The organism is Mycobacterium hubeiense, from assembly GCF_002838065.1.
Lineage (GTDB): Bacteria > Actinomycetota > Actinomycetes > Mycobacteriales > Mycobacteriaceae > Mycobacterium > Mycobacterium hubeiense.
Genome location: NZ_PIZU01000004.1, coordinates 159660 through 185640 on the forward strand (window position 1 = coordinate 159660; position 25981 = coordinate 185640).

24 protein-coding genes and 3 tRNA genes are annotated in these 25981 nt (G+C 67.4%); 15 read left to right on the top strand and 12 right to left on the bottom strand.

What is annotated here, in order from left to right; all coding sequences use genetic code 11:
* Positions 1 to 51: 51 nt before the first annotated feature.
* From CWS39_RS05470 to CWS39_RS05500, 7 genes are all read right to left on the bottom strand, one after another.
* Positions 52 to 124 (bottom strand) — tRNA-Trp (locus CWS39_RS05470).
* Between the two features lie 142 nt (positions 125 to 266).
* Positions 267 to 776 (bottom strand): (3R)-hydroxyacyl-ACP dehydratase subunit HadC, encoded by a 510-nt coding sequence (gene hadC, locus CWS39_RS05475; RefSeq protein ID WP_102141886.1) that lies wholly within the window; start codon positions 774 to 776, stop codon positions 267 to 269.
* A gap of 3 nt (positions 777 to 779) precedes the next feature.
* Complete coding sequence (gene hadB, locus CWS39_RS05480) at positions 780 to 1208, bottom strand: (3R)-hydroxyacyl-ACP dehydratase subunit HadB (protein ID WP_102141887.1); 429 nt, start codon at positions 1206 to 1208, stop codon at positions 780 to 782.
* Positions 1195 to 1674: a (3R)-hydroxyacyl-ACP dehydratase subunit HadA gene (hadA, locus tag CWS39_RS05485; RefSeq protein ID WP_102141888.1), complete on the bottom strand. Its 480-nt coding sequence runs from the start codon at positions 1672 to 1674 to the stop codon at positions 1195 to 1197. Before hadA ends, hadB begins: the two co-directional genes overlap by 14 nt.
* Before the next feature lie 52 nt (positions 1675 to 1726).
* Positions 1727 to 1894: a 50S ribosomal protein L33 gene (gene rpmG, locus CWS39_RS05490; RefSeq protein WP_102141889.1), complete on the bottom strand. Its 168-nt coding sequence runs from the start codon at positions 1892 to 1894 to the stop codon at positions 1727 to 1729.
* 35 nt (positions 1895 to 1929) lie between these two features.
* Positions 1930 to 2006: transfer RNA gene (locus tag CWS39_RS05495), tRNA-Met, on the bottom strand.
* Positions 2007 to 2038: 32 nt separating this feature from the next.
* A tRNA-Thr gene (locus CWS39_RS05500) sits at positions 2039 to 2111 on the bottom strand.
* A 118-nt stretch (positions 2112 to 2229) separates the two neighbouring features.
* Here CWS39_RS05500 and CWS39_RS05505 point away from each other — a divergent pair.
* From CWS39_RS05505 to CWS39_RS05520, 4 genes are all read left to right on the top strand, one after another.
* Positions 2230 to 3105 carry an NYN domain-containing protein gene (locus tag CWS39_RS05505; protein ID WP_102141890.1) on the top strand — a complete coding sequence of 292 codons (876 nt, stop codon included), beginning with the start codon at positions 2230 to 2232 and terminating at the stop codon, positions 3103 to 3105.
* A gap of 9 nt (positions 3106 to 3114) precedes the next feature.
* Positions 3115 to 3828 carry an MBL fold metallo-hydrolase gene (locus CWS39_RS05510; RefSeq protein ID WP_102141891.1) on the top strand — a complete coding sequence of 238 codons (714 nt, stop codon included), beginning with the start codon at positions 3115 to 3117 and terminating at the stop codon, positions 3826 to 3828.
* A 178-nt stretch (positions 3829 to 4006) separates the two neighbouring features.
* Positions 4007 to 5017 (top strand): phospholipase effector Tle1 domain-containing protein, encoded by a 1011-nt coding sequence (locus tag CWS39_RS05515; protein ID WP_102141892.1) that lies wholly within the window; start codon positions 4007 to 4009, stop codon positions 5015 to 5017.
* A 64-nt stretch (positions 5018 to 5081) separates the two neighbouring features.
* On the top strand, positions 5082 to 7127 hold the full coding sequence (locus CWS39_RS05520) for a DNA/RNA non-specific endonuclease (RefSeq protein ID WP_102141893.1): 2046 nt from the start codon (positions 5082 to 5084) through the stop codon (positions 7125 to 7127).
* Positions 7128 to 7293: 166 nt separating this feature from the next.
* Here CWS39_RS05520 and CWS39_RS05525 read toward each other — a convergent pair whose 3' ends face one another.
* The 5 genes from CWS39_RS05525 to CWS39_RS05545 form a co-directional block, all read right to left on the bottom strand.
* Positions 7294 to 7509: a hypothetical protein gene (locus CWS39_RS05525; protein ID WP_431306088.1), complete on the bottom strand. Its 216-nt coding sequence runs from the start codon at positions 7507 to 7509 to the stop codon at positions 7294 to 7296.
* A gap of 5 nt (positions 7510 to 7514) precedes the next feature.
* Entirely contained in the window at positions 7515 to 8708 is a 1194-nt protein-coding gene (locus CWS39_RS05530) for a S8 family peptidase (protein WP_102141895.1), read from the bottom strand.
* 77 nt (positions 8709 to 8785) lie between these two features.
* Positions 8786 to 9838 carry a T6SS phospholipase effector Tle1-like catalytic domain-containing protein gene (locus tag CWS39_RS05535; RefSeq protein WP_102141896.1) on the bottom strand — a complete coding sequence of 351 codons (1053 nt, stop codon included), beginning with the start codon at positions 9836 to 9838 and terminating at the stop codon, positions 8786 to 8788.
* Positions 9835 to 11040, bottom strand: a complete 1206-nt coding sequence (locus CWS39_RS05540; protein WP_199177976.1) for a ComEC/Rec2 family competence protein — start codon at positions 11038 to 11040, stop codon at positions 9835 to 9837. The genes CWS39_RS05535 and CWS39_RS05540 overlap by 4 nt, the downstream gene beginning before the upstream one ends.
* Positions 11041 to 11046: 6 nt before the next feature.
* On the bottom strand, positions 11047 to 12945 hold the full coding sequence (locus CWS39_RS05545; RefSeq protein ID WP_102141898.1) for a S8 family peptidase: 1899 nt from the start codon (positions 12943 to 12945) through the stop codon (positions 11047 to 11049).
* A 187-nt stretch (positions 12946 to 13132) separates the two neighbouring features.
* Here CWS39_RS05545 and CWS39_RS05550 point away from each other — a divergent pair, with 187 nt between their 5' ends.
* From CWS39_RS05550 to recB, 11 genes are all read left to right on the top strand, one after another.
* A complete protein-coding gene (locus CWS39_RS05550; RefSeq protein WP_142386807.1) occupies positions 13133 to 13369 on the top strand; it encodes a hypothetical protein in 237 nt (78 codons plus the stop codon).
* Positions 13366 to 13707 carry a hypothetical protein gene (locus CWS39_RS05555; RefSeq protein ID WP_102141900.1) on the top strand — a complete coding sequence of 114 codons (342 nt, stop codon included), beginning with the start codon at positions 13366 to 13368 and terminating at the stop codon, positions 13705 to 13707. The genes CWS39_RS05550 and CWS39_RS05555 overlap by 4 nt, the downstream gene beginning before the upstream one ends.
* On the top strand, positions 13704 to 13970 hold the full coding sequence (locus CWS39_RS05560) for a hypothetical protein (RefSeq protein WP_102141901.1): 267 nt from the start codon (positions 13704 to 13706) through the stop codon (positions 13968 to 13970). The genes CWS39_RS05555 and CWS39_RS05560 overlap by 4 nt, the downstream gene beginning before the upstream one ends.
* Positions 13963 to 14967 carry a hypothetical protein gene (locus CWS39_RS05565; RefSeq protein WP_102141902.1) on the top strand — a complete coding sequence of 335 codons (1005 nt, stop codon included), beginning with the start codon at positions 13963 to 13965 and terminating at the stop codon, positions 14965 to 14967. The genes CWS39_RS05560 and CWS39_RS05565 overlap by 8 nt, the downstream gene beginning before the upstream one ends.
* Positions 14968 to 15090: 123 nt before the next feature.
* Entirely contained in the window at positions 15091 to 16005 is a 915-nt protein-coding gene (locus CWS39_RS05570) for a DUF8453 domain-containing protein (protein WP_102141952.1), read from the top strand.
* 42 nt (positions 16006 to 16047) lie between these two features.
* Complete coding sequence (locus tag CWS39_RS05575; RefSeq protein WP_102141903.1) at positions 16048 to 16740, top strand: crotonase/enoyl-CoA hydratase family protein; 693 nt, start codon at positions 16048 to 16050, stop codon at positions 16738 to 16740.
* Positions 16741 to 16749: 9 nt separating this feature from the next.
* Positions 16750 to 17337 (top strand): TetR/AcrR family transcriptional regulator, encoded by a 588-nt coding sequence (locus CWS39_RS05580; protein WP_102141904.1) that lies wholly within the window; start codon positions 16750 to 16752, stop codon positions 17335 to 17337.
* Positions 17338 to 17394: 57 nt separating this feature from the next.
* Positions 17395 to 18675, top strand: coding sequence for an MFS transporter (locus CWS39_RS05585; protein WP_102141905.1), 1281 nt, complete (start codon positions 17395 to 17397; stop codon positions 18673 to 18675).
* Positions 18632 to 19177: a DUF3060 domain-containing protein gene (locus tag CWS39_RS05590; RefSeq protein WP_102141906.1), complete on the top strand. Its 546-nt coding sequence runs from the start codon at positions 18632 to 18634 to the stop codon at positions 19175 to 19177. Before CWS39_RS05585 ends, CWS39_RS05590 begins: the two co-directional genes overlap by 44 nt.
* 208 nt (positions 19178 to 19385) lie before the next feature.
* Positions 19386 to 22667, top strand: coding sequence for an exodeoxyribonuclease V subunit gamma (gene recC / locus CWS39_RS05595; protein WP_102141907.1), 3282 nt, complete (start codon positions 19386 to 19388; stop codon positions 22665 to 22667).
* Complete coding sequence (gene recB, locus CWS39_RS05600) at positions 22667 to 25924, top strand: exodeoxyribonuclease V subunit beta (protein WP_102141908.1); 3258 nt, start codon at positions 22667 to 22669, stop codon at positions 25922 to 25924. Before recC ends, recB begins: the two co-directional genes overlap by 1 nt.
* Positions 25925 to 25981 lie beyond the last annotated feature (57 nt).

Genomic DNA, 25981 nt, shown 5'->3' on the forward strand with positions numbered 1-25981 from the left:
TTTCTTGGTGGTCACCCTCCAGTGTCCACGCTTGTCGAGTATTCAGTTGAGCAGGGGCGACAGGACTTGAACCTGCAACCTGCGGTTTTGGAGACCGCTGCTCTGCCAGTTGAGCTACGCCCCTTCAGCGGAACTGCCGGGGCTTACACAATTTGCGCGCTCCCCGAACGGTTGATCTTCAAACCGACGGACAGCGCGCTTAGGTGGGAAAACCCCGAGGTCCGAGTGTACATCGGGCCTGGTGCTAGTTACTAATCCGTTAGCGCCTATTCACCCACGGCCTTGCGCATCACCTGGCCGCTCTCCGGATCCCATTTCACCGAGATCGAGTTGTCGCCCTCATGGCCCATCAGCGTGGTGAAGGCCTCCAGAACCAGTTCGCCGTGCTCATCCGTGCAGGTGTTGCGGGTGACGACGATGTCGGCGCCGAACCGCTCGTCGACCGAATGGATGTCCATCTGAGCCCACAACTTGTCGCCGGCATACACCGGTCGGTGGAATACGAACTTCTGGTCGACCTGCACGATCTGCAGGGTCTCCATGCCGACGTCGACGGTGCGGAAGAAGTCCTGCTGCACCAGCAGCGCCAGCGTCGAGACGAACGTCAGCGGCGCGACCAGCGCCGGATGCCCCAACTCGGCGGCGGCCGCCTCGTCATGGCTGGCGGGGTCGTCGGCCTTGACCGCCTTCGCGTACTCGCGAATCTTCTCGCGGCCCACCACAAAATAGTCGGGGTACTTGTGGCTCATCCCCCGGATGTCGGTCTTGAGCGCCATCAGTTATGCCAGCCTAGCGGTCGCGATCGCCCGACCAAAGATCTTCTTTCCGCCAGTGGTCGCGGAAAGCGCGATGGTGACCGACTTGCTCTCCGGCTCAACGGATTTCACACGGCCATTGAACACGATCTCGGCGCCCTTGCCGTCGTTGGGCACCGGGACCACGGCGGTGAACCGCACGTTGTACTCGGTGACCGCGGCCGGGTCACCCACCCACGAGGTGACGTACCCGCCGCCAAGCCCCATGGTCAGCATGCCGTGGGCGATCGCGGTGTCCAGGCCGACCTGCTTGGCGATGTCGTCGTCCCAGTGGATCGGGTTGAGGTCGCCGGAAACCCCCGCGTAGTTGACCAGGTCCTGACGGGTCAGCGAGATGACCCTCTCCGGCAACTCGTCGCCCACCTTGACCGAACTGAACTCACGCAGTGCCATCGCTGAAGCCACTCTCTCCGTTGTCCTCGCTACGCCCCGCAAGGGTGGTGTAGGTCTCCTGTACCACTTCGCCGTTTTGGTTCGTGATGATGTTCTTGGTGACGACGATGTCGGTGCCGTGCGCCTGGCGCAAACCGTGCAGCGTCACATCGCAGTAGAGCTTGTCGCCGGCCTTGATCGGCTTGAGGAACTTCAGCTCCTGGTCGACCTGGACGATCTTGGCGTCCTTGATCGCGACGTTGGCAGCCTCGAAGAACGCCGACTGCGCCTGATAGCCGAAAATCGAGATGAACGTCAGCGGCGCCAGCAGCGCGTCATGGCCGAGTTCGGCGGCGGCCTTCTCGTCGAAGAACGCCGCGTCGTCGTTTTTGACCGCGACCGCGTACTCGCGGATCTTCTCCCGCCCTACCTCGTAATGGTCGGGATAGCGGTAGTGCAGCCCGACAATTTTCGAAGACAAACCCACGGGTATGGAACCTACCTGGTCAGAGGTCAGCAACCGGGAAGCGGTTGGCCGACTACCGCGATTCCTTGTGCGGCTGGTGCTTGCCGCAATTCGGGCAGAACTTCTTCAGCTCCAACCGGTCCGGATCGTTTCGGCGGTTCTTCTTCGTGATGTAGTTGCGGTGTTTGCACACCTCGCAGGCCATTGTGATCTTCGGCCGTACGTCGGTACTCGACGCCACGTCTGCTGTCTCCTCTAACTCAAGCCCTGTAATTGTGGTAGCGATGGCCGGACTCGAACCGGCGACCTAACGATTATGAGTCGTTCGCTCTAACCGACTGAGCTACACCGCCACGTCGGGCTCCGCTCGACCCGGTGCCCATCGAGCCCCCTAACGGAATCGAACCGTTGACCTTTTCCTTACCATGGAAACGCTCTGCCGACTGAGCTAAGGGGGCCGTGCCCGCAGCACTCAGCGACAGCAGTGCGGTGGGCCTTAAAGAGGGTACAGCCTGCCCCACACCCCCGCCAAACTGCAGGTCATTGCTCGTCGCACACCTACGAAAGGTCACCCCCATGACGGAGCCCGGCGCACCACGCGTGGCGGTGTACCTCGATTTCGACAACATCGTCATCTCGCGCTATGACCAGGTGCACGGCCGCAACTCGTTCCAGCGCGACAAGGCGGCCGGATTCGACACCGAAAAGCTGGCCGGCGCGACCGTCGACGTCGGCGCCATCATCGACTTTGCGTCGTCGTTCGGCACGCTGGTGCTGACCAAGGCCTACGCCGACTGGTCCGACGACATCAACGCCGGCTACCGCGGCCAGCTCGTCGGCCGCGCGGTCGATCTGGTGCAGCTCTTCCCGGCCGCCGCCTACGGCAAGAACGGCGCCGACATCCGGCTCGCGGTCGACGCCGTCGAGGACATGTTCCGGCTGCCCGACCTGACTCACGTCGTCATCGTCGCCGGCGATTCGGACTACATCGCGCTCGCGCAGCGGTGTAAACGCCTGGGCCGCTACGTCGTCGGCATCGGCGTGGCCGGCTCCACCAGCAAGTCGCTGACCGCGGCATGCGACGAGTTCGTCACCTACGACGCGCTGCCCGGCGTGCCGGTCGCCACTGCCCCGGCGGCGCCGAAGAAACGCACCCGTCGCACCACCGCCAAGTCGGTTGACGACGAACCAGACCCCCAGGCCGCGGCGACGGGTCTGCTGGAGCGGGCGCTGCGCATCGGCCACGAGAAGGACGACGCCGACTGGCTGCACAACTCGGCGGTCAAGGCGCAGATGAAGCGGATGGACCCGTCGTTCTCCGAGAAGTCGCTGGGCTTCCGGTCGTTCAGCGATTTCCTGCGCTCCCGCGCCGACCTGGTCGAACTCGACGAAAGCAGCACGACGCGGCTGGTGCGGCTGCGCAGTGAAACAGCGGCGGAGCCGGCCACCTAATCTGGGGGCATGGCCGACGACCGCCTCTACTTCCGCCAGCTGCTGTCCGGACGAGATTTCGCCGCGACCGACATGATCGCTGCGCAGATGCGCAACTTCGCCTACCTGATCGGCGACCGGCAGACCGGCGACGCCGTCGTCGTCGACCCCGCGTATGCCGCAGGCGATCTGGTCGACGCGCTCGAGGCGGACGGCATGCACCTGTCGGGCGTGCTGGTGACACACCACCACCCCGACCATGTCGGCGGGTCGATGATGGGCTTCGAGCTCAAGGGCCTCGCCGAGCTGCTGGAACGGGTCAGCGTGCCGGTGCACGTCAACAAGCACGAAGCCGACTGGGTTTCGCGCATCACCGGCATCCCGCTGACCGACCTCACCTCCCACGACCACGGCGACAAGGTGTCGGTCGGCGATGTCGAGATCGAACTGCTGCACACCCCCGGCCACACGCCCGGCAGCCAATGCTTCCTGCTCGACGGGCGGCTCGTCGCCGGGGACACACTGTTCCTAGAGGGCTGCGGGCGCACCGACTTCCCCGGCGGCGACGTCGACGACATGTTCCGCAGCCTGCAGGCGCTGGCCCAGCTGCAGGGCGACCCGACGGTTTTCCCCGGCCACTGGTACTCCGCCGAGCCCAGCGCCGCGCTGTCGGAGGTCCGCCGCACCAATTATGTGTACCGCGCCAGCAACCTGGACCAGTGGCGCATGCTGATGGGCGCCTGAAACCGCGCAATCATCCGTATATGCGGCGCTGTGTCGACTGATTCCGTCGCACACGAGATTGCATAGTCAAGAATCCGTCGACGTTTCAGATTCGAGTAGTGCAATACGCAAGACACGGCCGTGTCCCGCGGGCAAACTAATCCGTACGTCAGTTAACGGGTTTGGCCCGGGGGTCGCCATGAAGAACATCGTGTTGTGCTTCGACCGCACAGATGTCGAACCTGGCTTGCGCGACGCCACGAACGTGAGGGCGCTGTTCCGTCTGCTCGACGACACCGACGGGCAGATCCGGTGGTACGACGCCGGGACAGCAACCTATGGCGCGCGGGCGCGACTGCCCGCGGTCGTCCGCGAGGAAGTCCGGGAAACCATCGCGGAGGCCTACGAATTCCTGGTCGACGCGTGGCAACCCGGTGATGCGATCTACATATTCGGCCTCGGCCGCGGCGCGTACTGTGCGCGGGCATTGACGCGACTGCTCGGCACCGTCGGCGTGGTCGACGACCGTTCGGACGACGTGCTGGATTACGCGGTCGACACCTACACGCTGCCGCGCACGATGCGCAGCGCACAGGACTGGCAGCAGGTGCGCCGACTGGCGGCGGAACTGGTGGGGCAGGACGAAATCGCCGTGCCAGTAAGGTTTTTGGGACTGTGGGACACGGTGCGGGCGCCGGGGTTGCCGTCATTGTCGTCGGCTGAGCCGCTGGACAACGTCGTCGCGGGGCGCCACGCGGTCGCGATCGACGGCAGTTCGTCTGGAGAACTGCTGTGGGCATCGCACATCGAGCAGGTGTGGTTCCGCGGCGCGCACTGCGATGTGACCGGCGGCCCGTCGGCCTGCTGGCCGCTGGCCGACATCGCGCTCGACTGGGTGCTCGATGGCGCCGTTAGCGCCGGGATCAGGCTGCGCGACGGATTCCGCTGCACCGCACCGGCTCCCAGCGAACTCTACGCCCTGGCCAGCAATTCCCACGTGCTGTCGCGGCGCAAACTTCCGCTCGGCGCGCCGGTGCACGCCAGCGTCGAGATCTACGTGCGCGCACATCCGCAGTACTGGCGCCGGTTGCCCGCCCGCTTCGAATGGGCCGACCTCGACTGGCTGGCTCGCAGCGAACGATTGGCGTACGCGCCAACGGAACCGGCCACGCGCGTCGAACGCCGCACGCTAACTGCCGCCGCCTCCTAGCCGTCTCAGAACAGGTAGTGCACTACCCACGACAGGCCGGGGCGCGGTCCGCACACTTCCTCACATGACCGTCATCACCCCGGCATCCGATGCGCTCAACGGCGATCGTGATCCGCGCCGCGATGCACTGCTGCGTCACCGACTGTTGGAGGAGCGCCAGCGCGAGGCGACCCGCCGCCGCGTCGCCGAACGCACCGAGCCGCGCATCCATTACGAGCAGGCGCTGGCGTCGCCGTGCGGCCTGCTGCAGGCCAACACCCCGGAGCGGATCGCCCAGCGACTGGACCGGATCACCCGCTACGAGGCCGGCGACGAACTGCCCGAGACCACGCCGACCGAACCGCCGGAACAGCTGCTGGCCAAAGCCGTCGAACGTGCGCCGGTGCCGAATTCGACTCCGCCAGAACAGCTTCTCGAGGCCATCATCAACACCGCCGACTTCGTCGGGACCCGCTATCTGGACTCCGGCGTGGCATCCGCGCGGGCGGTCGGACGCATCCTGATCAAGGATGGCCGGGGCCGGCTGATCGGCTACGGCACGGGGTCGATGATCTCGCCGCAGCTGATGCTGACCAACCACCATGTGCTCGACGCGGCCGAGACCGCGGCCACCAGTCAGGTCGAATTCGACTACCAGGACGGCATCGACGGCAAACTTCTCGACGTCACGACGTTCGGCTTCGACCCCGACCGGTTCTTCCTTGCCGACGAGGCTTTGGATTTCGCAATCGTGGCGGTGCGGGCGAGTGGCTCGGAGTTGGCGCCGTTCGGATTCAACAGGCTGATCGAATCCGATGGCAAGGCGCTCGTCGGTGAGTTCGTCACGATCGTGCAGCACCCGCGCGGTGAGAAGAAGCAGGTGGCGCTGCGGGACAACCGGATCATCGACGGCCCTGCGGGTTTCGTGCACTACTGCGCCGACACCGAGCCCGGCTCGTCAGGCTCGCCGGTGTTCAACGACCAGTGGGAGGTCATCGCGCTGCACCACGCCAGCGTGCGGGCCCCGGAGCGCACGGAGTTCGGCGGCGTGCTCAACGAGGGCATCCGGGTGTCGTCGATCCTCGGGATGGTGAAGTCCGCTGAGCTGACGACGGAGCAGCGCGCGCTGGCCGACGCGATCCTGCATCCGCCCGCGCCGGAGCGCAAGCCGTCGACGGCGACACCGCTTGCTTCGCCGGGTGAGCCGATCTCCATCAAGATTCCGCTGACGCTCGACGTCACGCTGCCACCCGGAGCCGTCGCGAGTGTTTCGGTATCGGCTCCCTCGGCTCCCTCGGCTCCCGCGTCCATCGACCCGGATTACACCAACCGGCGCGGCTATGACCCCGCATTCCTGGGGATTTCGCTGCCGCTGCCGTCCGGCGGCGCCGCGGCGGCGGCCCCGCTGGCCTATCACCACTTCAGTGTGGTGATGCACAGACAGCGTCGGCTCGCGCTCTACACCGCGGTGAACATCGACGGCGCCAAGGCTTCGCACCCGCGCCGCGACCGCGACGTGTGGATCCTCGATTCGCGGCTGCCGGCTGAGGCGCAGACCGGCGAACACGTGTACCGCGACAACGATCTCGACCGTGGACACTTGGTGCGCCGGCTGGATCCGGCGTGGGGTCCGGTGGCGGAGGCGGCCGTCGATGACACGTTCCATTTCACGAATTGCACGCCGCAGCATCATGACTTCAACGCCGGTTCGACGCTGTGGCTGGGCCTGGAGGATTACGTGCTGCGCAACGCGGTCACCTCGGACCTGCAGGTCAGTGTGCTGAGCGGCCCGGTGCTCGACGACGGCGATCCGCACTACCGCGGGGTGGCGTTGCCGTTGCAGTACTGGAAGATCGTCGCGATGGTACGAACGGACGGAGCGCCTTCTGTCACAGGATATTTGCTCAGCCAGGCGGCGCTGCTCGATGAATTCCGCACGCCTCGCACGCCGGGGACGCTACCGGAATCGTTCTCCTACGGGGCGTATCGGACGTTCCAGGTGCCGGTACGACGGATCGCCGATCTGACCGGCCTGCAGCTGGATGCCTTCATCGCCAACGACCCGCTGGAGCGGCTCGAAACCACCGGGCTGCCACGCGAACTCATTCAGCTCGACCACATCGTGCTGTGAATCACGTTGCGGGCGCGACGACGTCGCGACGACGTCGCGAACGACGTCGAGTGTGCGGTGACTGCGTCGAGTGTGCGGCTACTGTCGAGATCGTCGAAGAATCCCGCAGCCTGCGCACACTCGACGCGGCCAGTGCACACTCGAAATGTCGGGCGGGCGAGCGCGGCTATTGCACCCCTGCGTCCGGCGGCGCGATCTCCACTGTGCGGTCGGCCTCCACCGCCTCGACGCCCGGCACTGCCTCCAGTGCCGGGCGGTCGGCGTCGGCGACAGTGCCTGACACCACACCGATTTCGCGGTGCACCTGTGTCACCGTCATGCCCGCCGACCGCAGCGACTCGACGACTTTGTCGATGTCGCTGCCGTCGGTGGTGACGGTCACACCGCTCATTGCGGCGCCTGCACGAGGCCCGCGCCGACGTCCACGGTCGGCACGTCGAGCGCGCGGGCGTTCTGCACCAACACCGTCCACAGGTCGCGACCGGTCATACCGGTGGCCTCGGCCCACAGCGCGGCGATGCCGGACACGTGCGGCGTGGCCATGCTGGTGCCGCTGATGGTGTGGTAGCGCTGCGACATCGGCCACGACGAGAACACGTTGACGCCGGGACCCGCGAGGTCGATCTTGCCCCCGTCGGGATGCCCGGAGCGGGCCGAGAAGCGGGCCGGTTGGCCGTGTTTGTCCAGTGCCGCGATCGCCATGATCGAGGGGCTGTTGGCCGGCACCCCGACGAACCCGGGATTGCCCGGCCGTCGCGCGTTGTTGCCGGCGGCCGCGATGATCAGCGTGCCGCGGTCCAGCGCCCGCTTGCCGACGGTTTCATACGCCCGCGACACCTCGGGCACGTCGGCGCCCAGCGACATGGAGATGACGGCGCAGTCGTTGGCCATCGCCCAGTTGATACCGGCCAGGATGCCGGTGTCGGTGCCGGAGCCGCTGTCGCTCAACACTTTTCCAGCGTAGATCTCGACGCCGGGGGCCACGCCGTAGCGGCGGGTGCCCTCGGGCCGCGACGGGCCGCACGACGTGCCGATGCAGTGGGTGCCATGGCCATGCGCGTCCTGCACGCTCTCGCCGACGATGAACGATTGCGTCATCACCACGCGGCCGGTGAAGTCCGGATGCGCGACGTCGAATCCGGTGTCCAGCACCGCGAGCCGCACACCGCTGCCCGTCTTCGACGTCGTCGAGACGCCGGTTGCCAGCAGCCCCCAGGTGAATTCGTCGGTGTCGGTCGGCGGCGTACTCACCACCGGCATCGCGGTGCCCACCAGTGCGTGGTGGATCAGCTCGGGCTCCACGGAGAGCACCACATCACCGCGCTCGGCAGCGGCGGCCAGTGCCGACTGCTGATCGGCGTCACCGGATACCACCGCGACGCCGAGCTCATCGAAGATCGTCGCATCGGCACCGCCGACGGCGCTGACCTCCAGCGCCTGCGATTCGAAGTCCTTGGTGCGCGCGATGTTTTCCAAGCCGGCGATGCGCGCGAGCGCACGTTCGGGGTTGGCGCGGCTGGGCGCCAGGACGATGACCTGGCGGCCGGTGTACTGCGGCCCGGTGGGCGTTGGTGTGGTCATGGCAGTGGTTCCTTTCGTCGAACGACCTGTACGCTTTGATCATTCGGCGAACCCGCCGCATGCACACGCGTGGTGGACTACTCGACTTTCGCGGGTATCTCCGCAGCGCCCAGCCAGTCCGGCTCGGCCCACACCACATCGCTGGGCAGCCGGCGCCCATACCCCGGCTGGCGCTCGATGCGCGCGCGCACGCTGGCGTGCACCTTCGCCCCCGCGGGCACGGGCCGGCGCCGAGGCACCAGCAACGACCACGCCCACGACATCTTGTGGATGGGCCCCGTCGCATGCTCGGGCGTCAGCACCGGCAACGGCGGCTCGTCCTCGAACAACAGCCCGGCGTCCCGGGCGCCGTCCGCGATCCAGTTCAGCGTGATCTCCCCCAGCGGTGGCTTATCCGTGTACGAGCCGCCGACGTCCGAATGCACTCCGGCGAACCACACCTCTTCGATTCGCGCACTGGCCTTTTCGTCGACCAGATACTCGCGATACGGCCGGCGCTTCTCGTCGATGGAGATCGCGTGCCGGCCGGCCTTGACGTTCGGCAGCGCTCGGGTGTACGGCCACACCATGCTGCGGCGCAACAACCCCGGCGCCTTCACCGTGTCCCACACGCCGAGATACGCCACCGGCACCGTCACTTTGCCCTGCGGTGTGCGCCGCGACATCAACGAGCCGAACTGGCCGGCCTGCTTCCACTCCGTGGAGCGCCACCGCGATTTGCGCCGGGCGTAGTTGCCGATGGCGTAGCGGACGAGATTGTCCGCTCCGGGGCGCAGGATTCCGACGGTGCGGAGCAGACCCGCCATCGCCCGCGCCGTGTAGGCGCCGCGGCTGAAGCCGAACAGATAGATCTGGTCGCCGGGTTCCCAATGGTTGATCAGATATGTGTAGGCATTCTCCAGGTTTTCGCGCATGCCGGAGCCGAACGCCAGCCCAAGCGTTCGAGACACCCACCGCGCCGCCGGCGTCCACGCCCCGCCCGACGAGAAGGTGCCGACGCCGGGGTCGTAGTACGTCAACTGCCGCGCCGGGTCGTAGGTCAAACGCTTGAACAGCAAGATGACGTTGGTATTGCCCTCGGCGCGAACAAGATTGCCGGTGCCGTCGAAGCACAGCGCGATGTTCTTCATCGTTGCCCCGCTAGGTCGATGATGTGTGGCACGCCGTCCTCGACGATGTCGACCGTGAGGTCTGGGTGGTCGGCGAAGAACGCCACGAGGCCCTGCGACGGCGCCGACCACGGCTCGTCGTGATGGCGTTCCCAGTGCTTCTTACGCTCGACGTCCATCTCGGCGGCCGGATAGGTCAGGTGGATGCGGTAGTCGTCGCCGTCGCGGACATCGGCGAGCAGCTCCAGGGTTTCGCGGTCCGGGTTGCCGTGCTCGCCGTTGCCGGAGAACACGTAATGGTCGGCGGTGATGCGCTCGAAGAAGTCCCGATCCACGTTGTTGATGCTGCCGTGGTGCGGGCATTTCAACACGTCGACGTGCAGGGCGCCGCCGGGTTCGACGAGGCCCACCAGCTCGAGGCCCGCCAGGATCTTGTCGCCGCGCGCATCGCCGGTGAACAGGATCGACTTGCCGTCGGCTTCGGCGAGCACCACGATGCTGGCCAGGTTGGGCACCGATTCGTCGTCATAGCTCGCGAGGCCCTCGGCGGAGGCGCGCACTTCATCGGGATGGGTCTTGACCCATTCCGCGTGATCGGCTTGCAGCTCTTCGATCTCGGGCAGCATGGGGCCGACGACGGTGAATGTCAACCCGCCGCCCATCTCCATCGGTTGGCTCACATCGCTGGCGGCGATCAGCTCGCCGTCAGTCTCGAGATTTCGTTCGATGCCCAGTTTTATTGCGTCGTTGCGCAATTGGCGGCCCTTGGGAATGCTGGCCAGCACCATCACCGAGTCCACATTGACACCCGCGGGCAGGTCGCCGGTCAATGACGCGGGCCCGAACCGGGCCTCTACCGCACCGGCCAGCTCCTCGGCGTCGTTGGCGACGATGTCGTCGAAGCTGTTGTGCCACAGGTCCAGTATCGAAACCAGCCTGGGTTTGTTGTCGTCTTTGGCCGCCACGAGTTCTTTGGTCAATCCGAGCAGGCCGACGACGTGGTCGTCGTCGATGTGGCTGAGCATGCACAGATCGACGGGCAGGGGTTCGTCGTCGGCAAGCCCCCGCTCGGTGCGCAGCGCGAGCAGCCGCGGTCGCAGGAACGGTTTGTACACGCCGCCGGGTCCGCCGTCGATCAACGCCAGCGCGGGCTCGTCGGCCGTGCCGTAGTGCAGCAGCAGGCAGTCGCCCTTGCGGGCCCGTAGCACTTCGAGACTGAACACGATCCTTCACCTACTCTGCAGGGCTCGTAGGACGTCGAGCATGCCGTGGCCCTGGAAGTTGCGCTCGCGACCCAGATCGGTCGCGGTCTCACACAGGATCTTCTTGACCCATTCGGGCTTGCCGATCAGTTCGGGATAGCGGGCCATCAGCATGGCGGCGGCGCCGCTGACATGCGGTGCGGCCATGCTGGTTCCGTCCAGACACCCCCAGCGGGTGCCCGGCAGCGGGGCGTGAATGCGCTCGCCGGGCGCGACCAGGTCCGGCTTGAGGCGGCCGTCGCCGGTGGGGCCGCGGCTCGAAAAGTAGCTCACCCCATAGGTGAACGGGGCATAGCGGTGGGTCGAGCCGACGGTGATCACCCGGTCGGCGTTGCCGGGATCGGTGATCGAGAATGCGGTGTAGTTGTCGAACGGCTGACCGCCCACGACGCTGTGCTGATAGCCGAGATTGCCTGCGGCCGCGACGACGACGACCCCGCTGTCGATCAGGCGTTCGCTTTCCACGCACACCGGTGTGCCGCCGCACGCGTAGTTGCGGACGTCGTGCGGGATGGACAGGCTCATGTTGACGCCGTTGATGAGCAGGAAGCCGGCCTGCTCGTTGGTGTAGCGGATGAACTGCAGCGCGGCGATCACCGCGAACTCGGTGTCGGTGAGATCCGAACTGAGAATACGGAAGTCGTAGATGCCGATACCCGGACACATGCCGTCGGCCGATTCGGCGTCCTCGCCCTTGCAGGCCCCGATGATGCCGGCGACGTGCGTGCCGTGTTCACTGTCGGGCGTCGGCGCATCGGAGAGTTCGACGAACTCCTTCACCAGATCCCAGCGCACCGGTCGGCCCTTGACAGCATTGTCGGCGATCTCGGCGATTTTGGCGTCGGCGTCGTCGGGCAGCTGGTCGGCGCTGGCCGCCGCGATGTGTTCGAGATTTCTCTTACGGACGGCCGGCTTGTCGTTGCCGAGGCTGACGATGCGGCGATAGCTGGTGAAGTCGTAGGTGCCTTTGATCTGATTGCGGCCGAATGCGGGATGGCGGTGATCGACACCGGAATCGATGATGGCCCAATTGATTCCGCTGCAGTCCACGCCGAAGAGTCGCCGTGCGGCGTCCGCCTTGACCGTCGGTATCGACTTTTCGATCGCAGGGGTGGCGCGTCGGTTCAACGAGATCTGGAACACCATCGGCTCCGACTGGGGTTCGAGGTTCATCGTCTGCAGCACCGCGAACACCGCGGCGGAGATGTCTGAGCGCGAACTCTGCCGGAGGTTGGCCACCGCCTCCTCCGTCACCGCGGCCACCTCGTCGGCGGACATGGTGGGCGTGGAGCCGTCGGGCTGGGTCTCGGCGACCGAGTCGGGAATGTTGGCCTGCGCCAAGAAAACCAGGGCGCACAGCGCGACGAACCGCTCGAACGCCGAGCGCCGGTTCGCGGTCAGCGTGGTGTCGGCGGTGGTGGTCCAGCGCTCGAGCAGGCTGGCGACGTCGTCGACGGTGTCGGTGAGCTTCTCCGGCCCGTCGTCATCCCCGGCGGTGTCGGGTGTGCGGTACTTCTCGAGTTCGGCCTGGGTGCGAGGCTCGTGCCACCACTTGGTCATCGGGACGACGATGCGCAGCAGCTCACCGAAGAACAGCCGCGCGGCGACGAAGCCTTGCAGCGGGGCGATGTCAGGATCGTCCTCGGCCGACGCCGGGCGGTCGATCCCCTTGTAGATGGCCGCGGCCAGCTCATTGGCGGTGGTGTCCTTGTGGGAGGTGATCAACAGGTCCGCCGCGGCGGCGGGATGCTGGGCATAGCGCACCCACACATCGCCGAGAATCGGGGAATCCTGCAGCTGGCGTCGACTATCGCCACTGCCGAGCAGTATGTACTCGATCAGCGCCCGGGGAATTTCGATCGCCATGGCATTCCCTCGCCTTTCCTCCCCGACGTAATTCCCGCATTCAGTAAACCCCGCGTCCCGCCCATTTGGCGTGAGTAAGGCGGCCGGATCCCGAAATCGACAGAAATGAAGTAGTGCACTACTCGCGATATTCGGCCCGCATTGGTGGAGCATCACAGTGCAATTGATTTGCCAGGGAGTCGCTATGGTGACGGACACAATTGCCGCGAAACTCGTCGGCGCGCTTATTGCGCTGACGCCGTTGGTGGCGTGCGGCAGCCAGACGCCGCCGCCCGAAAACGGCCCCGGCGAGGTGGGTCCGCAGCCGCAAGAGGTGTCCGACATTGTCGACGTTCCGGACGCGCCGCAGCTGCCCGGACCGGCGCTGCGACCCACCTCCACAACGACCCCAAGCCCCACACCGGAATTCGAGCCGACACCATGACATCGACACGCCTAGCCCAGCTCATCACCGGCCTTCTCGTCGCCCCGGTGGTCGCGTGCAGCGGCGGTCAACCCCTGCCGGCGTATTCGCCACCACCGGCGCCACCGGAGATCGCATCCATCGGCTCCGGCGCGGAGGACGACCCAGCGGTCGGCGCGCCCGGACCGCAACCGCAAGAGCCGGCACCGTTCGTCGACGTGCCGCAGCCGGTCGCGCCGCCCCCGCTCGTCGAGGCGCCGCCGGTGCCCAACTTCGAAGCGCCACCGTCAGCCCTGGAGACGCCAACCACCACGACGACGGAGCCGGAGCCGACGCCCGAAGGCGAGCCACCGCAATGAAACTCACCGCGACTGTCGTCGTCGCCGCCATTCTCCTGACGTCCTGCGGTGGCGAGACAACGCCGTCGTACACACCGCCACCCGCCCCCGCGCCCGAAGCGCCCGCGGGACCCGGCGCGCCCGCGCTGACCCCCGGCCCGCAGCCCACCGAGCCGGGCCCGTTGGTCATCGTGCCGACGACACCGAGCCCGACGCCGGAGCCGACGACTCCGGAATCGGCTCTGCCGCTGCCCCTTCCGACGCCGGCGTTCGACAATGAGTGACGACGACGCCGCCGCCCCGCCCGTGCATCGATGGGTCGGCATCATCGGCCTGTTCATCGCGCCGACGACCATCATCACGTCGGTGTGCGTTTACTTCGGCCTGGTGTACACCCGCAAGTTCTACGGGTACTTCGGAATCGATTCCAATGCAATTGGTTTCACCACCACCGACTACGTGACGACGAGCATCAGCGTGCTCTACGCCCCGATCCTCGTGCTGCTGTTGGCATGGGTGGCGCTGCTGTGGGCGGGCGGCTATGCCCGTCGCCTGGCTCAGGACGGCCGTCGCACCACCTTGATCCGGCGCACGGCGTGGGCGGCGATCGTCGTCGGCGCGCTCGGCGTGCTGCGCGGGGTGGTAGGTGTGCTGCTCCCGCAATGGGCCGTCCTCCGCCACCCGCTGCTGACGCCGCTGGCGCTGGGCCTGGGTCCGCTGCTGCTGGTAAGCGGAATCTGGCTGCTCACGCTGCTGCGCACGGAGGCGATCCCACGCCCGTATGCGCCGGCCGAACGGGCCAGCCTGTTCGTCGCGGGGGCGATGATGCTGATGGCATTGTTCTGGCTGACCAACCTGTTCGCGACCACCTACGGCGAACGCGAGGCGCAGAAGGCCGCCGCGAAACTGTGGACCAAGGAATCCAGCGTCATCCTGGAGACCAGTGACCAACTGGATCCGCCGCCCGCGCTGATCAAGAGCTCCACGGTGACAGCGGCGCCGTCGTCGGGCAACCCCAAAGAGACGGTCGTCTACCGCTACGAGTGTTTCCGCCCGCTGGTGGTCCGCGACGACCGGTGGGTGTTGGTGCCCGCGAAGTGGACTCCGCAATCTGGGTACGCCGTGGTCGTCACCGACGACTCGGCCAACCGCATCTCGGCGACGCGGCGCAAGGACATCGCCCGCACCGGCGCGGTGAATTGGAAGGCGTCCAACGGCCGCGACGGCTGGCAGTGCCCCGAGGTGGCGCCGCGATCGGCCTACCAGTTGCCGCCACAGTAGGCGCGAGTCTCGCCTGGCACTTTTGCCCCTCCAAACACATCAGGCAGCGGTGTCCCAGCAAATTGGGCTTGGTGCTTTGCGGCGACTACTGTGACCCTCGGCGCATCGTGATATAAGCGCATGATGGGGACAGTCGAGGAGTGGGGGCGCGAGTTGGCCGAATTCAGTCCCGGCGCATGGCTCGCAGTCGCCGCGTGGGTGGCCATCGTCGTCGTTGTCGTGGCTTTGCTGTACGTGTGGCGGCAATATCAGCGCTCCAAAGAACGCAAAGCCGAATTGACACAACCCAACGTGTCGATGTTCATGGAGCCCAGCGCGACCGACTGGCATCTCATCGAACTCGTGGTGAAGAACTTCGGCCAGCGACCGGCGTACGGCATCCGGTTCGAGTTTGCCAATCCGCCGACCGTCGGCCGCTACGAGACCGCCGACGACCACTTCGTCGACATCGTCCCGCTGAACCTGCCCGCCGAGATCCCCTATCTGGCGCCCGGCCAGGAATGGCGGATGATCTGGGATTCGGCGATGGACCGCAAACAATTGGGCGAGGCCATCGCGTCGCGCTTCGACGGCGCCATCACCTACTACGACCAGCCCACCGCCGGCAGGCAGGGCAAGACCGCGGGCCGCAAGTTCCGCAACACTGCGGTGCTGGATTGGGCGACGCTGCCGCCGGTGGACCGGCTCGAGCTGCTGACTACCCATGACCGCGCCCGTCAAGAGAAGCAGAAGCTCGAGCTGCTGCGGGCTCTGCTGTCCTACTTCCAGTACACGGCCAAGGAGACCGACGAGAAGGTGCTGCGGGCCGAGATCAACCGGATGAACAAAATGGCGGCCGACGCACGCGAGCGCTGGCAGCGTCAGTACAACGAGCCGCCCCCCACGTACGAGGAGCCGGCCCGTGCCTTCAACGGTCCCGGCGGCCCCGGCGGCCCCAGCGGCCCCAGTGCCCCCATCGGCCCCGGTCGGCCCCCTCGCAGCCCCGACTATCACGAGCCCGAGACCGATACCATCAACGGGCGGCATCGCAGCGCCTAGCAGGCCTTGGCTTTCGTAACGTCGTTACGTAACATCGTTCCGATGAACGTGCACTACGAGCTGAACGAGTCCGTTGCGACCATCACCCTCGACGACGGCAAGGTCAACGTGCTGGGGCCGGCAATGCAGTCGGCGATCAACGAGGCCCTGGACCGCGCCGAGGCGGACGGCGCCAAGGCCGTCGTGCTGGCCGGCAACCAGCGGGTGTTCAGCGGCGGGTTCGATTTGTCGGTGTTCTCGTCGGGCGACGCGCAGGCCGCGCTGGGCATGCTGTCGGGCGGCTTCGAACTGGCGGTGCGGTGCCTGACCTTCCCGGTGCCGGTCATCATGGCCGCGACGGGCCCGGCCATCGCGATGGGATCGTTTCTGCTGTTGACCGGCGATCACCGCGTCGGCGGGCCGAAATCGCGGTGTCAGGCCAACGAGGTGGCGATCGGGATGACCATTCCGAACGCGGCGATCGAGATCATGCGAATGCGGTTGGCGCCCGCGGCCTTCCAGCGGGCGGTGTCGATGGCGGCCACGTTCGCGGGGGACGACGCGCTCGCCGCGGGCTGGCTGGACGAGGTGGTCGACGCCGACGCCGTGCTGTCGCGCGCGCAGGAGGTGGCCGCCGAGGCGGCGTCGACGTTGAACACCGGCGCACACCGGGCCAGCAAGCTCAAGGCCCGCAAGGCGGCGCTGACCGCGATTCGCGCCGGGATCGACGGGCTGGCAACCGAATTCACGGGCTAGGCCGCCGCCGTGCCCAGGGCGAAGCAGCGCACGCCCGAACTGCGTGAGCACCTGCTGTCGGTGGCCATCGACACACTGAATTCGGAAGGTATCTCCGGGTTGACGACGCGCCGAGTGGCCGAGCGGGCGGGCACGTCGGTGCCCGCGGTGTACGAATTGTTCACCGACAAGGCCGGCCTGGTGCGGGCGATGTTCTTCGAGGGCTTCCGGCTGCTGGGCGCCGAACTGGCCAAGGTGCCCATCTCAGATGATGCGTTGGCCGATGTCGAGCGGCTGGTGCCGGTGTTCCGGTTGTTCTGCCGCGCCTATCCCAAACTGGCGCAGGTGATGTTCTCGCGGCCGTTCGCCGATTTCGAGCCGGGCGCTTCGGAGTTGGCCGCCGGAGCGGCAGTGCGCGAGTTGTTCGTCGGCCGGATCCAGCGGTGCATTGACGAAGGCCTGCTGGCCGGCGACCCGACCGACATCGCGCACGTATTGCTTGCTCTGGCGCAGGGTTTGGCGGTGCAGGAGGCCGGGCGGTGGCTGGGCACGTCGGCACCCGAGATCGAGCGGCGGTGGAAGACGGGCGTCTCGGCGCTGTTGGCGGGGTTTCGGTAGCGGTCCAGCGGGGGGTGTGACGTAGCACGCCCGTCGGCGGGCGATACGTTCGAGGTCATGGATATCGCCCCGACCACCGCCCAGCTGCGGGCCCGGGGCGCGCTTCATCTCATGTTCGACCCGGTGTTCGGCGCGCTGTTCTGGGGCAAGATCTTCGCCGTCGTCGGGGTGTGGACGCACGGCATCGTCGCCGCCATCGTCATGTTCGAGGCCACCGGCTCGGCGCTGATGGTCGGCCTGGTCGGTGTCGTGCAGTTCGGACCGCAATTGCTCCTCAGCCCGACGAGCGGCAAGTGGGCCGACCGCGGCAACCCCGCCCGTCAGATCTTGCTCGGGCGCGTGCTCTGCGTCGCGGGGTCCGGTTCGGTGGCGGCCTGGCTGGCGCTGGACGGCCAGCACGCCGCGGGTGCGGTGCTGCTGGGCTCGTTGCTCGTGGGCATCGGATTCGTGGTGGGCGGCCCAGCCATGCAGTCGATCGTGCCGAGCCTGATTCGCGACGGCGAACTGCCGACGGCGATGGCGCTCAACAGCTTTCCGATGACGATCGGCCGGTTGATCGGACCCGCCGTCGGCGCCTACATCGCCGCGCATCTCGGCGCGACGACGGCGTTCGCCGTGAGCGCCGGTCTGCACCTCATCTTCGCGATTTTCCTTGTCGTGGTGCGCTTCCCGGCTCCGCCGGGCCTGCCGGACGACACCGACTTCCGGGTGCGCGCCGCGCTGCGCTATGTCTGGCGGGATCGCCCGCTGCTGCTGGCTCTGGTCGCGGTGACGACGGTCGGGTTTGCGTCCGACCCGTCGATCACCCTGACGCCGTCGATGGCCGAACAACTCGGCGGCGGAACGCAATTGGTCGGCATCCTGTCTGCGGCATTCGGCATCGGCGCGGCGGCCGGTATGGCCATGCTGGCGCTGATGCGCGGCCGGGTCGCATCGGGATGGGTGTCGACGATCGGGCTGTGGCTGATGGGCGCGGGCTGCGTGCTGCTCGCGATCGATTCGGTGATCGCCGTGGCGCTGGCGGGCTTCGTCGTCGCGGGCCTGGGCTTCGGGTGGGCGATGACGGGGCTCAGCACCGTCGTGCAGGAGCGCGCGCCCGACGCGTTGCGGGGCCGCATCATGGCGCTGTGGCTGGTTGGCTTCATCGGATCGCGCCCGTTCGCCGCGCTGGTGCTGGGCGGGACGGCCGACGCGCTCAACGTGCAGGCCGCGTTCGCGGTCGCCGGAGCGGTGACGCTGGCCGTCGCGCTGCTGTGTCGGCCGTCGACGCTCGCACGTGTGCGACGATCTGCAGATGAACCCGCAGGACGATCCCGAGGCCCGGATCCGGGAGCTTGAGCGCCCGCTCGCCGATGTCGCTCGGACCTCCGAATTGGGCACCACGCCCTATGCGCCGTATACGCCTCCGAAGAAGGGCTTTCGGCCGTGGCTTTGGGCGCTGGTGTGTCTCGCTGTCGTCGTGCCGGTGATCGCAGCAATTGGCTACTTCACGACGAGCACGCCCGACGTCGTCAGCGGCGGTGCAATCGAGGAGACCACCACTTTCGTTGAGGCGCCGCCGATTACGGACTCTGCGAGCGGTGTGTTGAGCGTCTCCGGCATCGGCGAGAATAGAACGGTTGACTGCAACAACAGCCTCATCACTATCAGCGGCGCCGAGAACACCGTCACGATCACCGGCCGCTGCGGCAAACTGAGCGTGTCGGGCGTCTACAACCGCGTCACCGTCGACGACGTCGAGTACATCATTGTGTCCGGCTTCGAGAATCAGATCGTCTACCACTCGGGGTCGCCGGAGATCCACAACATAGGAAACGACAACAGCGTCGAGCAGGGCTGAGCTACTCCGTCGGCCGTTGCGGCGGGCTTATGCCTAGGATTCGTGCCAGTATTTGACTCGAATCCTAGGCATAGCGCCGCGCCCGCGTCTGCGGCGGCCGTTAGGTGGAGGACCCGTGCCACTATTTGACACAAATCCTCTACCTAGCGAACTATGCGCCCCGCGATCGCGCACGTGACGTCAGCCCCTTCTCCTATCGTTGAGCGCAATGGCACTGCACCTGCACCGTGCTGAGCGCACTGATCTTCTGGCCGACGGTCTCGGTGCCCTGCTCTCGACACCGCTGCCCGACCCGTTCGCCGAGGAGCTCGTCATCGTCCCGGCGAAGGGTGTCGAGCGCTGGCTCAGTCAGCGGCTCTCGCATATCCTCGGCCGCTCGGACGGCGCCGACGGGGTCTGCGCGGGCATCGCGTTCCGCAATCCCCGCTCGTTGATCGCGGAAATCACCGGCACCAAAGCCGACGACCCGTGGTCGCCCGACGCGATGGTGTGGCCGCTGCTCGAGGTCATCGACGGCTGCCTCGACGAGCCCTGGTGCACGACGCTGGCCACGCACCTCGGCCATTTCGAGGCCGGCGAGGAGAAGGAGTTGCGGCAGGGCCGCCGCTACGCCGTGGCGCGTCGCCTCGCGGGCCTGTTCGCGTCCTATGCCCGCCAGCGCCCGCAGCTGCTCGTCGACTGGCTCGACGGCGACGACACGGCGCTCGATGACGACCTGCGCTGGCAGCCTCCGCTGTGGCGCGCACTTGTCGACCGTATCGACGCCGACCCGCCGCACATCCGCCACGCGAAAACCCTTGCCCGACTGCAGGAGTCGCCGATAGATCTGCCTGAACGGCTCTCGCTGTTCGGCCACACCCGACTGCCTGTCACCGAGATCGAGCTGCTCGACGCGCTGGCCACCCACCACGACCTGCACCTGTGGCTGCCGCACCCCAGCGACAGCTTGTGGCAGGCGCTCGCAGGCATGCAAGGGCCTGTCCCCCGCCGCGAGGACACCAGCCACCGCGCCGTTGCTCATCCCCTGCTGGCCACCCTCGGCCGCGATCTGCGCGAGCTCCAACGCTCTCTGCCCGAGCCGCACACCGACGAATATCTCGGCAGCGCACAACATCCCGACACGCTGCTCGGCTGGCTGCAGTCCGACATCACCGCCAACGCCGTCCGCCCGACCGGCCGCAGGCTGGCTTCGACCGACCGCAGCGTCCAGGTGCACAGCTGCCACGGGCCCGCCCGTCAGATCGACGTGCTGCGTGAGGTGCTTCTCGGTCTGCTGCAGGACGATCCGACGCTGGAGCCGCGCGACATCCTCGTCATGTGCCCGGACATCGAAACCTATGCCCCGCTGATCGTCGCCGGGTTCGGTCTCGGCGACGTCGTGCACGGTGCGCATCCGGCCCACCGGTTGCGGGTCAAGCTGGCCGACCGCGCGCTCACCCAGACCAATCCGTTGCTTGGGGTGGCATCGCAACTCCTGAGCCTGGCCGGCGGACGCGCCACCGCCAGCGAGGTGCTCAATCTCGCCGAGGCCCCGCCGATCCGGGCCCGATTCGGCTTCACCGACGACGACCTCGACGCGATCGGAGACTGGGTGCGCGAGGCCAACATTCGCTGGGGTTTCGACCAGCAGCACCGGCTGCCCTACGGCGTGGACTTCGTGCAGAACACCTGGCGGTTCGGCATCGACCGGGTGCTGGCCGGCGTCGCGATGTCCGACGATTCGCACGCCTGGCTCGACACCACCCTGCCGCTCGACGACGTCAGCAGCAACCGCGTCGAGCTGGCCGGCCGCCTCGCCGAATACGTCGAACGCCTGCACACCGTCGTCGAATCCCTTTCAAGCGCACGGCCACTCACCGACTGGCTGGCCGCGCTCAGCGACGGCATCGCAACGCTGACAGAGGCTCCCGACGACCACGCCTGGCAGACCAGCCAGGTCGAACGCGAATTCGGCGATGTGCTTGCCACCGCTGGCCCGCGGGCCGACACCGTGCTCCGGCTCCCCGACGTCAAGGCGCTGCTGGACCGTCATCTCGCCGGCCGTCCCACCCGCGCCAACTTCCGCACCGGCACACTCACGGTGTGCACGATGGTGCCGATGCGCTCCGTCCCGCATCGCGTGGTGTGCCTCGTCGGGCTCGACGACGGAGTGTTCCCGCGGCTGGGCGTGGTCGACGGCGACGACGCATTGGCCCGCGACCCGATGACCGGCGAACGCGACATCCGTTCCGAGGACCGGCAATTGCTGCTCGACGCCATCGGCGCGGCGACCGAGAAGCTGGTCATCACCTACACCGGCGCCAATGAATACTCCGGCCAGCGCAAACCACCCGCGGTCCCTCTGGTCGAATTGCTCGACACCCTCGACATCACCACTGAAGCCAAGATCCGCGACACCATAGTCGTCGAACACCCGTTGCAGCCCTTTGACATTCGCAATGTCACGCCGGGCGCGCTCGGCGTTCCCCAGGAGCCGTTCACCTTCGACCCGACCGCCCTCACCGCGGCGAAAGTCGCTGCCGGCCAAAGGGCCCCACGTCCGCCGTTGCTGACGCAGCCGCTGCCACCACCGCCTCCGGACGACGTCGCGCTCGAGGATCTGATCGGCTTCTTCAAGGATCCCGTCAAGGGGTTCTTCCGCGCGCTCGACTACACGCTGCCGTGGGACGTCGGGGCGATCGAAGACGCCATGCCCGTCGAGATCGACGCCCTGCAGGAGTGGAAGGTCGGCGACCGCATGCTCGACGACATGCTGCGCGGCATGGACCCCAAGGCCGCGCAGCAGGCGGAATGGCGTCGCGGCTCGCTGCCACCGGGAAAGCTGGGCTGGCGCAAGGCCACCGAACTGCGGGACCAGGTCGCGGCGCTCGCGAGTGCGGCCCGCCGGCATCGCGCACACGAGCCGCGGGCCTACGACGTCGACGTCCACATCGGTGATGGCCGTCGCGTCACCGGCACCGTACCGAGGGTATACGGCGAAAGGCTCGTCGCGGTCACGTACTCGAAACTCGACGGACGCCATCTGCTGGAGTCGTGGATTCGCTTGGTGGCGTTGGCCGCTCAGCATCCGGGCAAAGAGTGGTCGGCGGTGTGCATCGGCCGGCCGAAGCGGGGTAGTACGCCGAAGGAGCGGCTGCTCGGCTCGCCGCAACAGGCCGTCGACGTGCTCCGCGATCTCGTCGCAATCTATGACACGGGCCGTCGCGAGCCGATTCCGTTGCCGCTCAAGACGTCCTACGCCTGGGCCGAAGCCCGCTACAGCCGCGGCGATCCGATGCGTGAGGCGGGTTTCCGGTGGAACTCGAACCGGTTTCCCGGTGAGAACGAACAGCCCGCCCATGTGCAGCAGTGGGGCCGCAACGCGCCGCTGAGCGTGCTGCTGCAACCGGTGCAACCCGGCGAGGAGTACGAGGGCGAGACCACGCGGCTCGGCGCATTCGCCATGCGGCTGTGGCTGCCGATGCTGATGGCCGAACAGGATCCCGACTGATGGAGCGCTTCGATCTGCTGGGTCCGCTGCCCCCACCGCGATCGACGACCGTGCTGGAAGCCAGTGCCGGCACCGGAAAGACGTTCGCGCTCGCGGGCTTGGTCACTCGCTATGTCGCGGAGGGTGTGGCGACGCTGGACCAGATGCTGCTCATCACCTTCGGCCGCGCCGCCAGCCAGGAGCTACGCGAGCGGGTGCGCAGCCAGATGCTCCACGCGCTGGTGGCGTTCGACGACCCGTCGACGGTCGGCGACAACCAGCTCGTCGCGCACCTGCTCAACGGCACGCCCGAGGAACTGCGCCAACGCAAGCAGCGGCTCCACGACGCGCTGGCCACGTTTGACGCCGCCACTATTGCCACCATCCATCAGTTCTGCCAGCTGGTTCTGAAATCCCTTGGTGTGGCAGGCGATACCGACGCTGGTGTGACGCTGGTGGAGAGCCTCGACGACCTGGTCAGCGAGATCGTCGACGACCTCTATCTCGCGCACTTCGGACACCAGAGCGACGATCCGGTGCTCAGCCGCGGGCAGGCGCTGGAGCTGGCCCGCGAAGTCGTCGCCAACCCGAGCACCGAACTGCGGCCGGTCAGCCCGCCACCGGGATCCGAGGCCGCCGTGCGCGTCGACTTCGCCAACGCTGTCTGCACCGAGCTGGAGCGACGCAAACGCCGGCTCGGCATCCTCGGCTACGACGATCTACTGACCCGGCTCGCCGCGGCGCTGCACAAAGACGACTCCCCCGCCCGCACCCGCATGCACCGGCGGTGGTCGATCGTGATGGTCGACGAGTTCCAGGACACCGATCCGGTGCAGTGGCAGGTGATCGAGCGGGCGTTCAGCGGCCATTCGACGCTGATCCTGATCGGCGATCCGAAGCAGGCCATCTACGCGTTCCGCGGCGGCGACATCGTCACCTATCTGCGGGCCGCGCAGACCGCCGGCGAGCGCCGCACGCTGGGCATCAACTGGCGCAGCGACGGGGTGCTCGTCGACAGCCTGCAGGCGGTGTTGCGCGACGCGCAGCTCGGCGACGCCGAGATCGTCGTGCGTCCGGTCGAGGCCTACCACGGCGGTCATCGGCTGCAGGGTGCGCCGCACAACGAACCGTTCCGGCTGCGGGTGGTGTCGCGAGAAGCGTTGGGCACCAGGCCCGACCGCTATATCCAGATCGACAGGCTGCGTCAGCACATCGGCGAGGATCTGGCCGCTGACATCGGCGAGCTGCTGGCCAGCGCCGCGACGTTCTGCGGAAAGCGGTTGCAGGCCCGCGACATCGCGGTGATCGTCGAAACGCACAAGGACGCTCGCGCCTGCTTCGATGCGCTGGCCGCGGCCGGCATCCCCGCCGTCTACACCGGCGATTCGGACATCTTCGGTTCCAGGGCCGCCGACGACTGGCTGTGCCTGCTGGAGGCGTTCGACCAGCCGCACCGGTCCGGGTTGGTGCGCGCCGCAGCCACCACGATGTTCTTCGGCGAAACCGCGGAAACCCTTGCGCTGGAGGGCGAGAAGCTGACCGACCGGATCGCGAACACGCTGCGCGAATGGGCCGACCACGCGCGCGAACGCGGGGTTGCGGCGGTGTTTGAGGCCGCGCAATTGGCGGGCATGGGGCGACGGGTGTTGTCGTGGCACGACGGTGAGCGGCATATGACCGACCTGACCCACATCACGCAGGTGCTGCACGACACCGCGCACCGCGAGCACTACAGCCTGCCGGCGCTGCGTGATTGGCTTCGCACCCAGCGCGACGAGCGCGGCGGCGCTACCGAACGCAACCGGCGCCTGGACAGCGACGCCGCCGCGGTGCAGATCATGACGGTGTGGGTGAGCAAGGGGCTGCAGTACCCAATTGTGTACTTGCCATTCGCATTCAACCGCAACATCCAAACCCGCGATGTGGTGCTGTTCCACGACCGCGATCAGCGGTGCCTCCACATCGGCGGCGAGGACAGCCCCGACTTCACCGCCGTCGAGCGGCTGGGTAAGCGTGAGGCGGCCAGCGACGACATCCGGCTCACCTACGTTGCGCTGACCCGGGCCCAGTCGCAAGTGGTGGCATGGTGGGCACCGTCGTACGACGAAGCCAACGGCGGGCTGTCACGGCTCTTGCGGGGCCGGCGGCCCGGCGAGCCGGTGGTGCCGGATCGCTGCGACCCGGCGAAGATCGACGACGCCGACGCGATGGCGGCTCTGCGCGCATGGGAGGACGTCGGCGGTCCGGTGCTCGAAGAGTCGGTGGTGGCCCCGCCCGCTGCGGTGGAATTGCCCGTGCCACCAACGGATCTCGCGGTGCGGCACTTCCACCGGTCGATCGATACGTCGTGGCGTCGGACGTCGTACTCCGGTTTGATTCGAGCTGCGGAGACGGCCGGGGTGTCGAGCGAGCCGGAGGTCGTCGAGCTCGACGACGAAGTCGCCGACGTCCCGCTGGTGGCGCCGCCGTCGGGCAGCGACGTGGTGTCGCCGATGGCCGACCTGCCGACCGGGGCGAAGTTCGGCACGCTGGTGCATGCCGTGCTGGAGACCGCCGATCCGTTCGCGCCCGACTTGGCCGCAGAGCTGGAGGCGCAGATCCGCGAGCACTCGGTGTGGTGGCCGGTCGATGTGGCCGCTTCGGATTTGGCCGCTGCGATGGTGCCGATGCACGACACCCCGCTGGGCCCGTTGGCGCCCGGGATGACACTGCGGCAGATCGGCTTGCGGGATCGGTTGCGGGAGCTGGACTTCGAGTTCCCGCTGGGCGGCGGGGAACTGTCCGGCATGGGCAGGCTGCTGAAAGAACACCTGCCCGCCGACGACGTCCTCGCGTCGTATGCGTCACGGCTCTCGGATGGGGCGTTGGCGCGGCAGGCGTTGCGCGGCTACCTCAGCGGGTCGGTGGACGCGGTGCTGCGGGTGGGCGACCGCTATCTCGTCGTCGATTACAAGACGAACTGGCTGGGCGAGCCGGACCGGCCGTTGACCGCTGCGGACTACGGCCGGCTGCGGCTGGCCGAGGCGATGCTGCATTCGGACTATCCGCTGCAGGCGCTGTTGTATTGCGTTGTGCTGCACCGGTTCCTGCGGTGGCGGCTGCCGTCCTACGCCCCCGAACAGCATCTCGGCGGGGTGCTGTACCTGTTCGTCCGTGGCATGTGCGGTCCGGAGACGCCGGTGGTCGACGGCCATCCGGCCGGGGTGTTCAGCTGGCAGCCGCCGGCGGAGCTGATCGTGGCGCTGTCGGACATGCTCGATGGGAGGGCAGCGGCGTGAGCGCCCGAAGACGATCGCGAGTGAGGATCGCAGCGAGGAACGAGCGAGGACCGGAGC

Coding starts and splice junctions, on each gene's coding strand:
- CWS39_RS05510 (WP_102141891.1), top strand. CDS start 3,115: ATGGCCGACGACCGCCTCTACTTCCGCCAGCTGCTGTCCGGACGAGAT.
- hadB (WP_102141887.1), bottom strand. CDS start 1,208: ATGGCACTGCGTGAGTTCAGTTCGGTCAAGGTGGGCGACGAGTTGCCG.
- CWS39_RS05575 (WP_102141903.1), top strand. CDS start 16,048: ATGAACGTGCACTACGAGCTGAACGAGTCCGTTGCGACCATCACCCTC.
- CWS39_RS05555 (WP_102141900.1), top strand. CDS start 13,366: ATGACATCGACACGCCTAGCCCAGCTCATCACCGGCCTTCTCGTCGCC.
- CWS39_RS05535 (WP_102141896.1), bottom strand. CDS start 9,838: ATGAAGAACATCGCGCTGTGCTTCGACGGCACCGGCAATCTTGTTCGC.
- CWS39_RS05505 (WP_102141890.1), top strand. CDS start 2,230: ATGACGGAGCCCGGCGCACCACGCGTGGCGGTGTACCTCGATTTCGAC.
- CWS39_RS05590 (WP_102141906.1), top strand. CDS start 18,632: ATGAACCCGCAGGACGATCCCGAGGCCCGGATCCGGGAGCTTGAGCGC.
- CWS39_RS05545 (WP_102141898.1), bottom strand. CDS start 12,945: ATGGCGATCGAAATTCCCCGGGCGCTGATCGAGTACATACTGCTCGGC.
- recC (WP_102141907.1), top strand. CDS start 19,386: ATGGCACTGCACCTGCACCGTGCTGAGCGCACTGATCTTCTGGCCGAC.
- CWS39_RS05515 (WP_102141892.1), top strand. CDS start 4,007: ATGAAGAACATCGTGTTGTGCTTCGACCGCACAGATGTCGAACCTGGC.
- CWS39_RS05565 (WP_102141902.1), top strand. CDS start 13,963: ATGAGTGACGACGACGCCGCCGCCCCGCCCGTGCATCGATGGGTCGGC.
- CWS39_RS05570 (WP_102141952.1), top strand. CDS start 15,091: ATGGGGACAGTCGAGGAGTGGGGGCGCGAGTTGGCCGAATTCAGTCCC.
- CWS39_RS05520 (WP_102141893.1), top strand. CDS start 5,082: ATGACCGTCATCACCCCGGCATCCGATGCGCTCAACGGCGATCGTGAT.
- CWS39_RS05530 (WP_102141895.1), bottom strand. CDS start 8,708: ATGACCACACCAACGCCCACCGGGCCGCAGTACACCGGCCGCCAGGTC.
- CWS39_RS05560 (WP_102141901.1), top strand. CDS start 13,704: ATGAAACTCACCGCGACTGTCGTCGTCGCCGCCATTCTCCTGACGTCC.
- recB (WP_102141908.1), top strand. CDS start 22,667: ATGGAGCGCTTCGATCTGCTGGGTCCGCTGCCCCCACCGCGATCGACG.
- hadC (WP_102141886.1), bottom strand. CDS start 776: ATGGCGCTCAAGACCGACATCCGGGGGATGAGCCACAAGTACCCCGAC.
- CWS39_RS05585 (WP_102141905.1), top strand. CDS start 17,395: ATGGATATCGCCCCGACCACCGCCCAGCTGCGGGCCCGGGGCGCGCTT.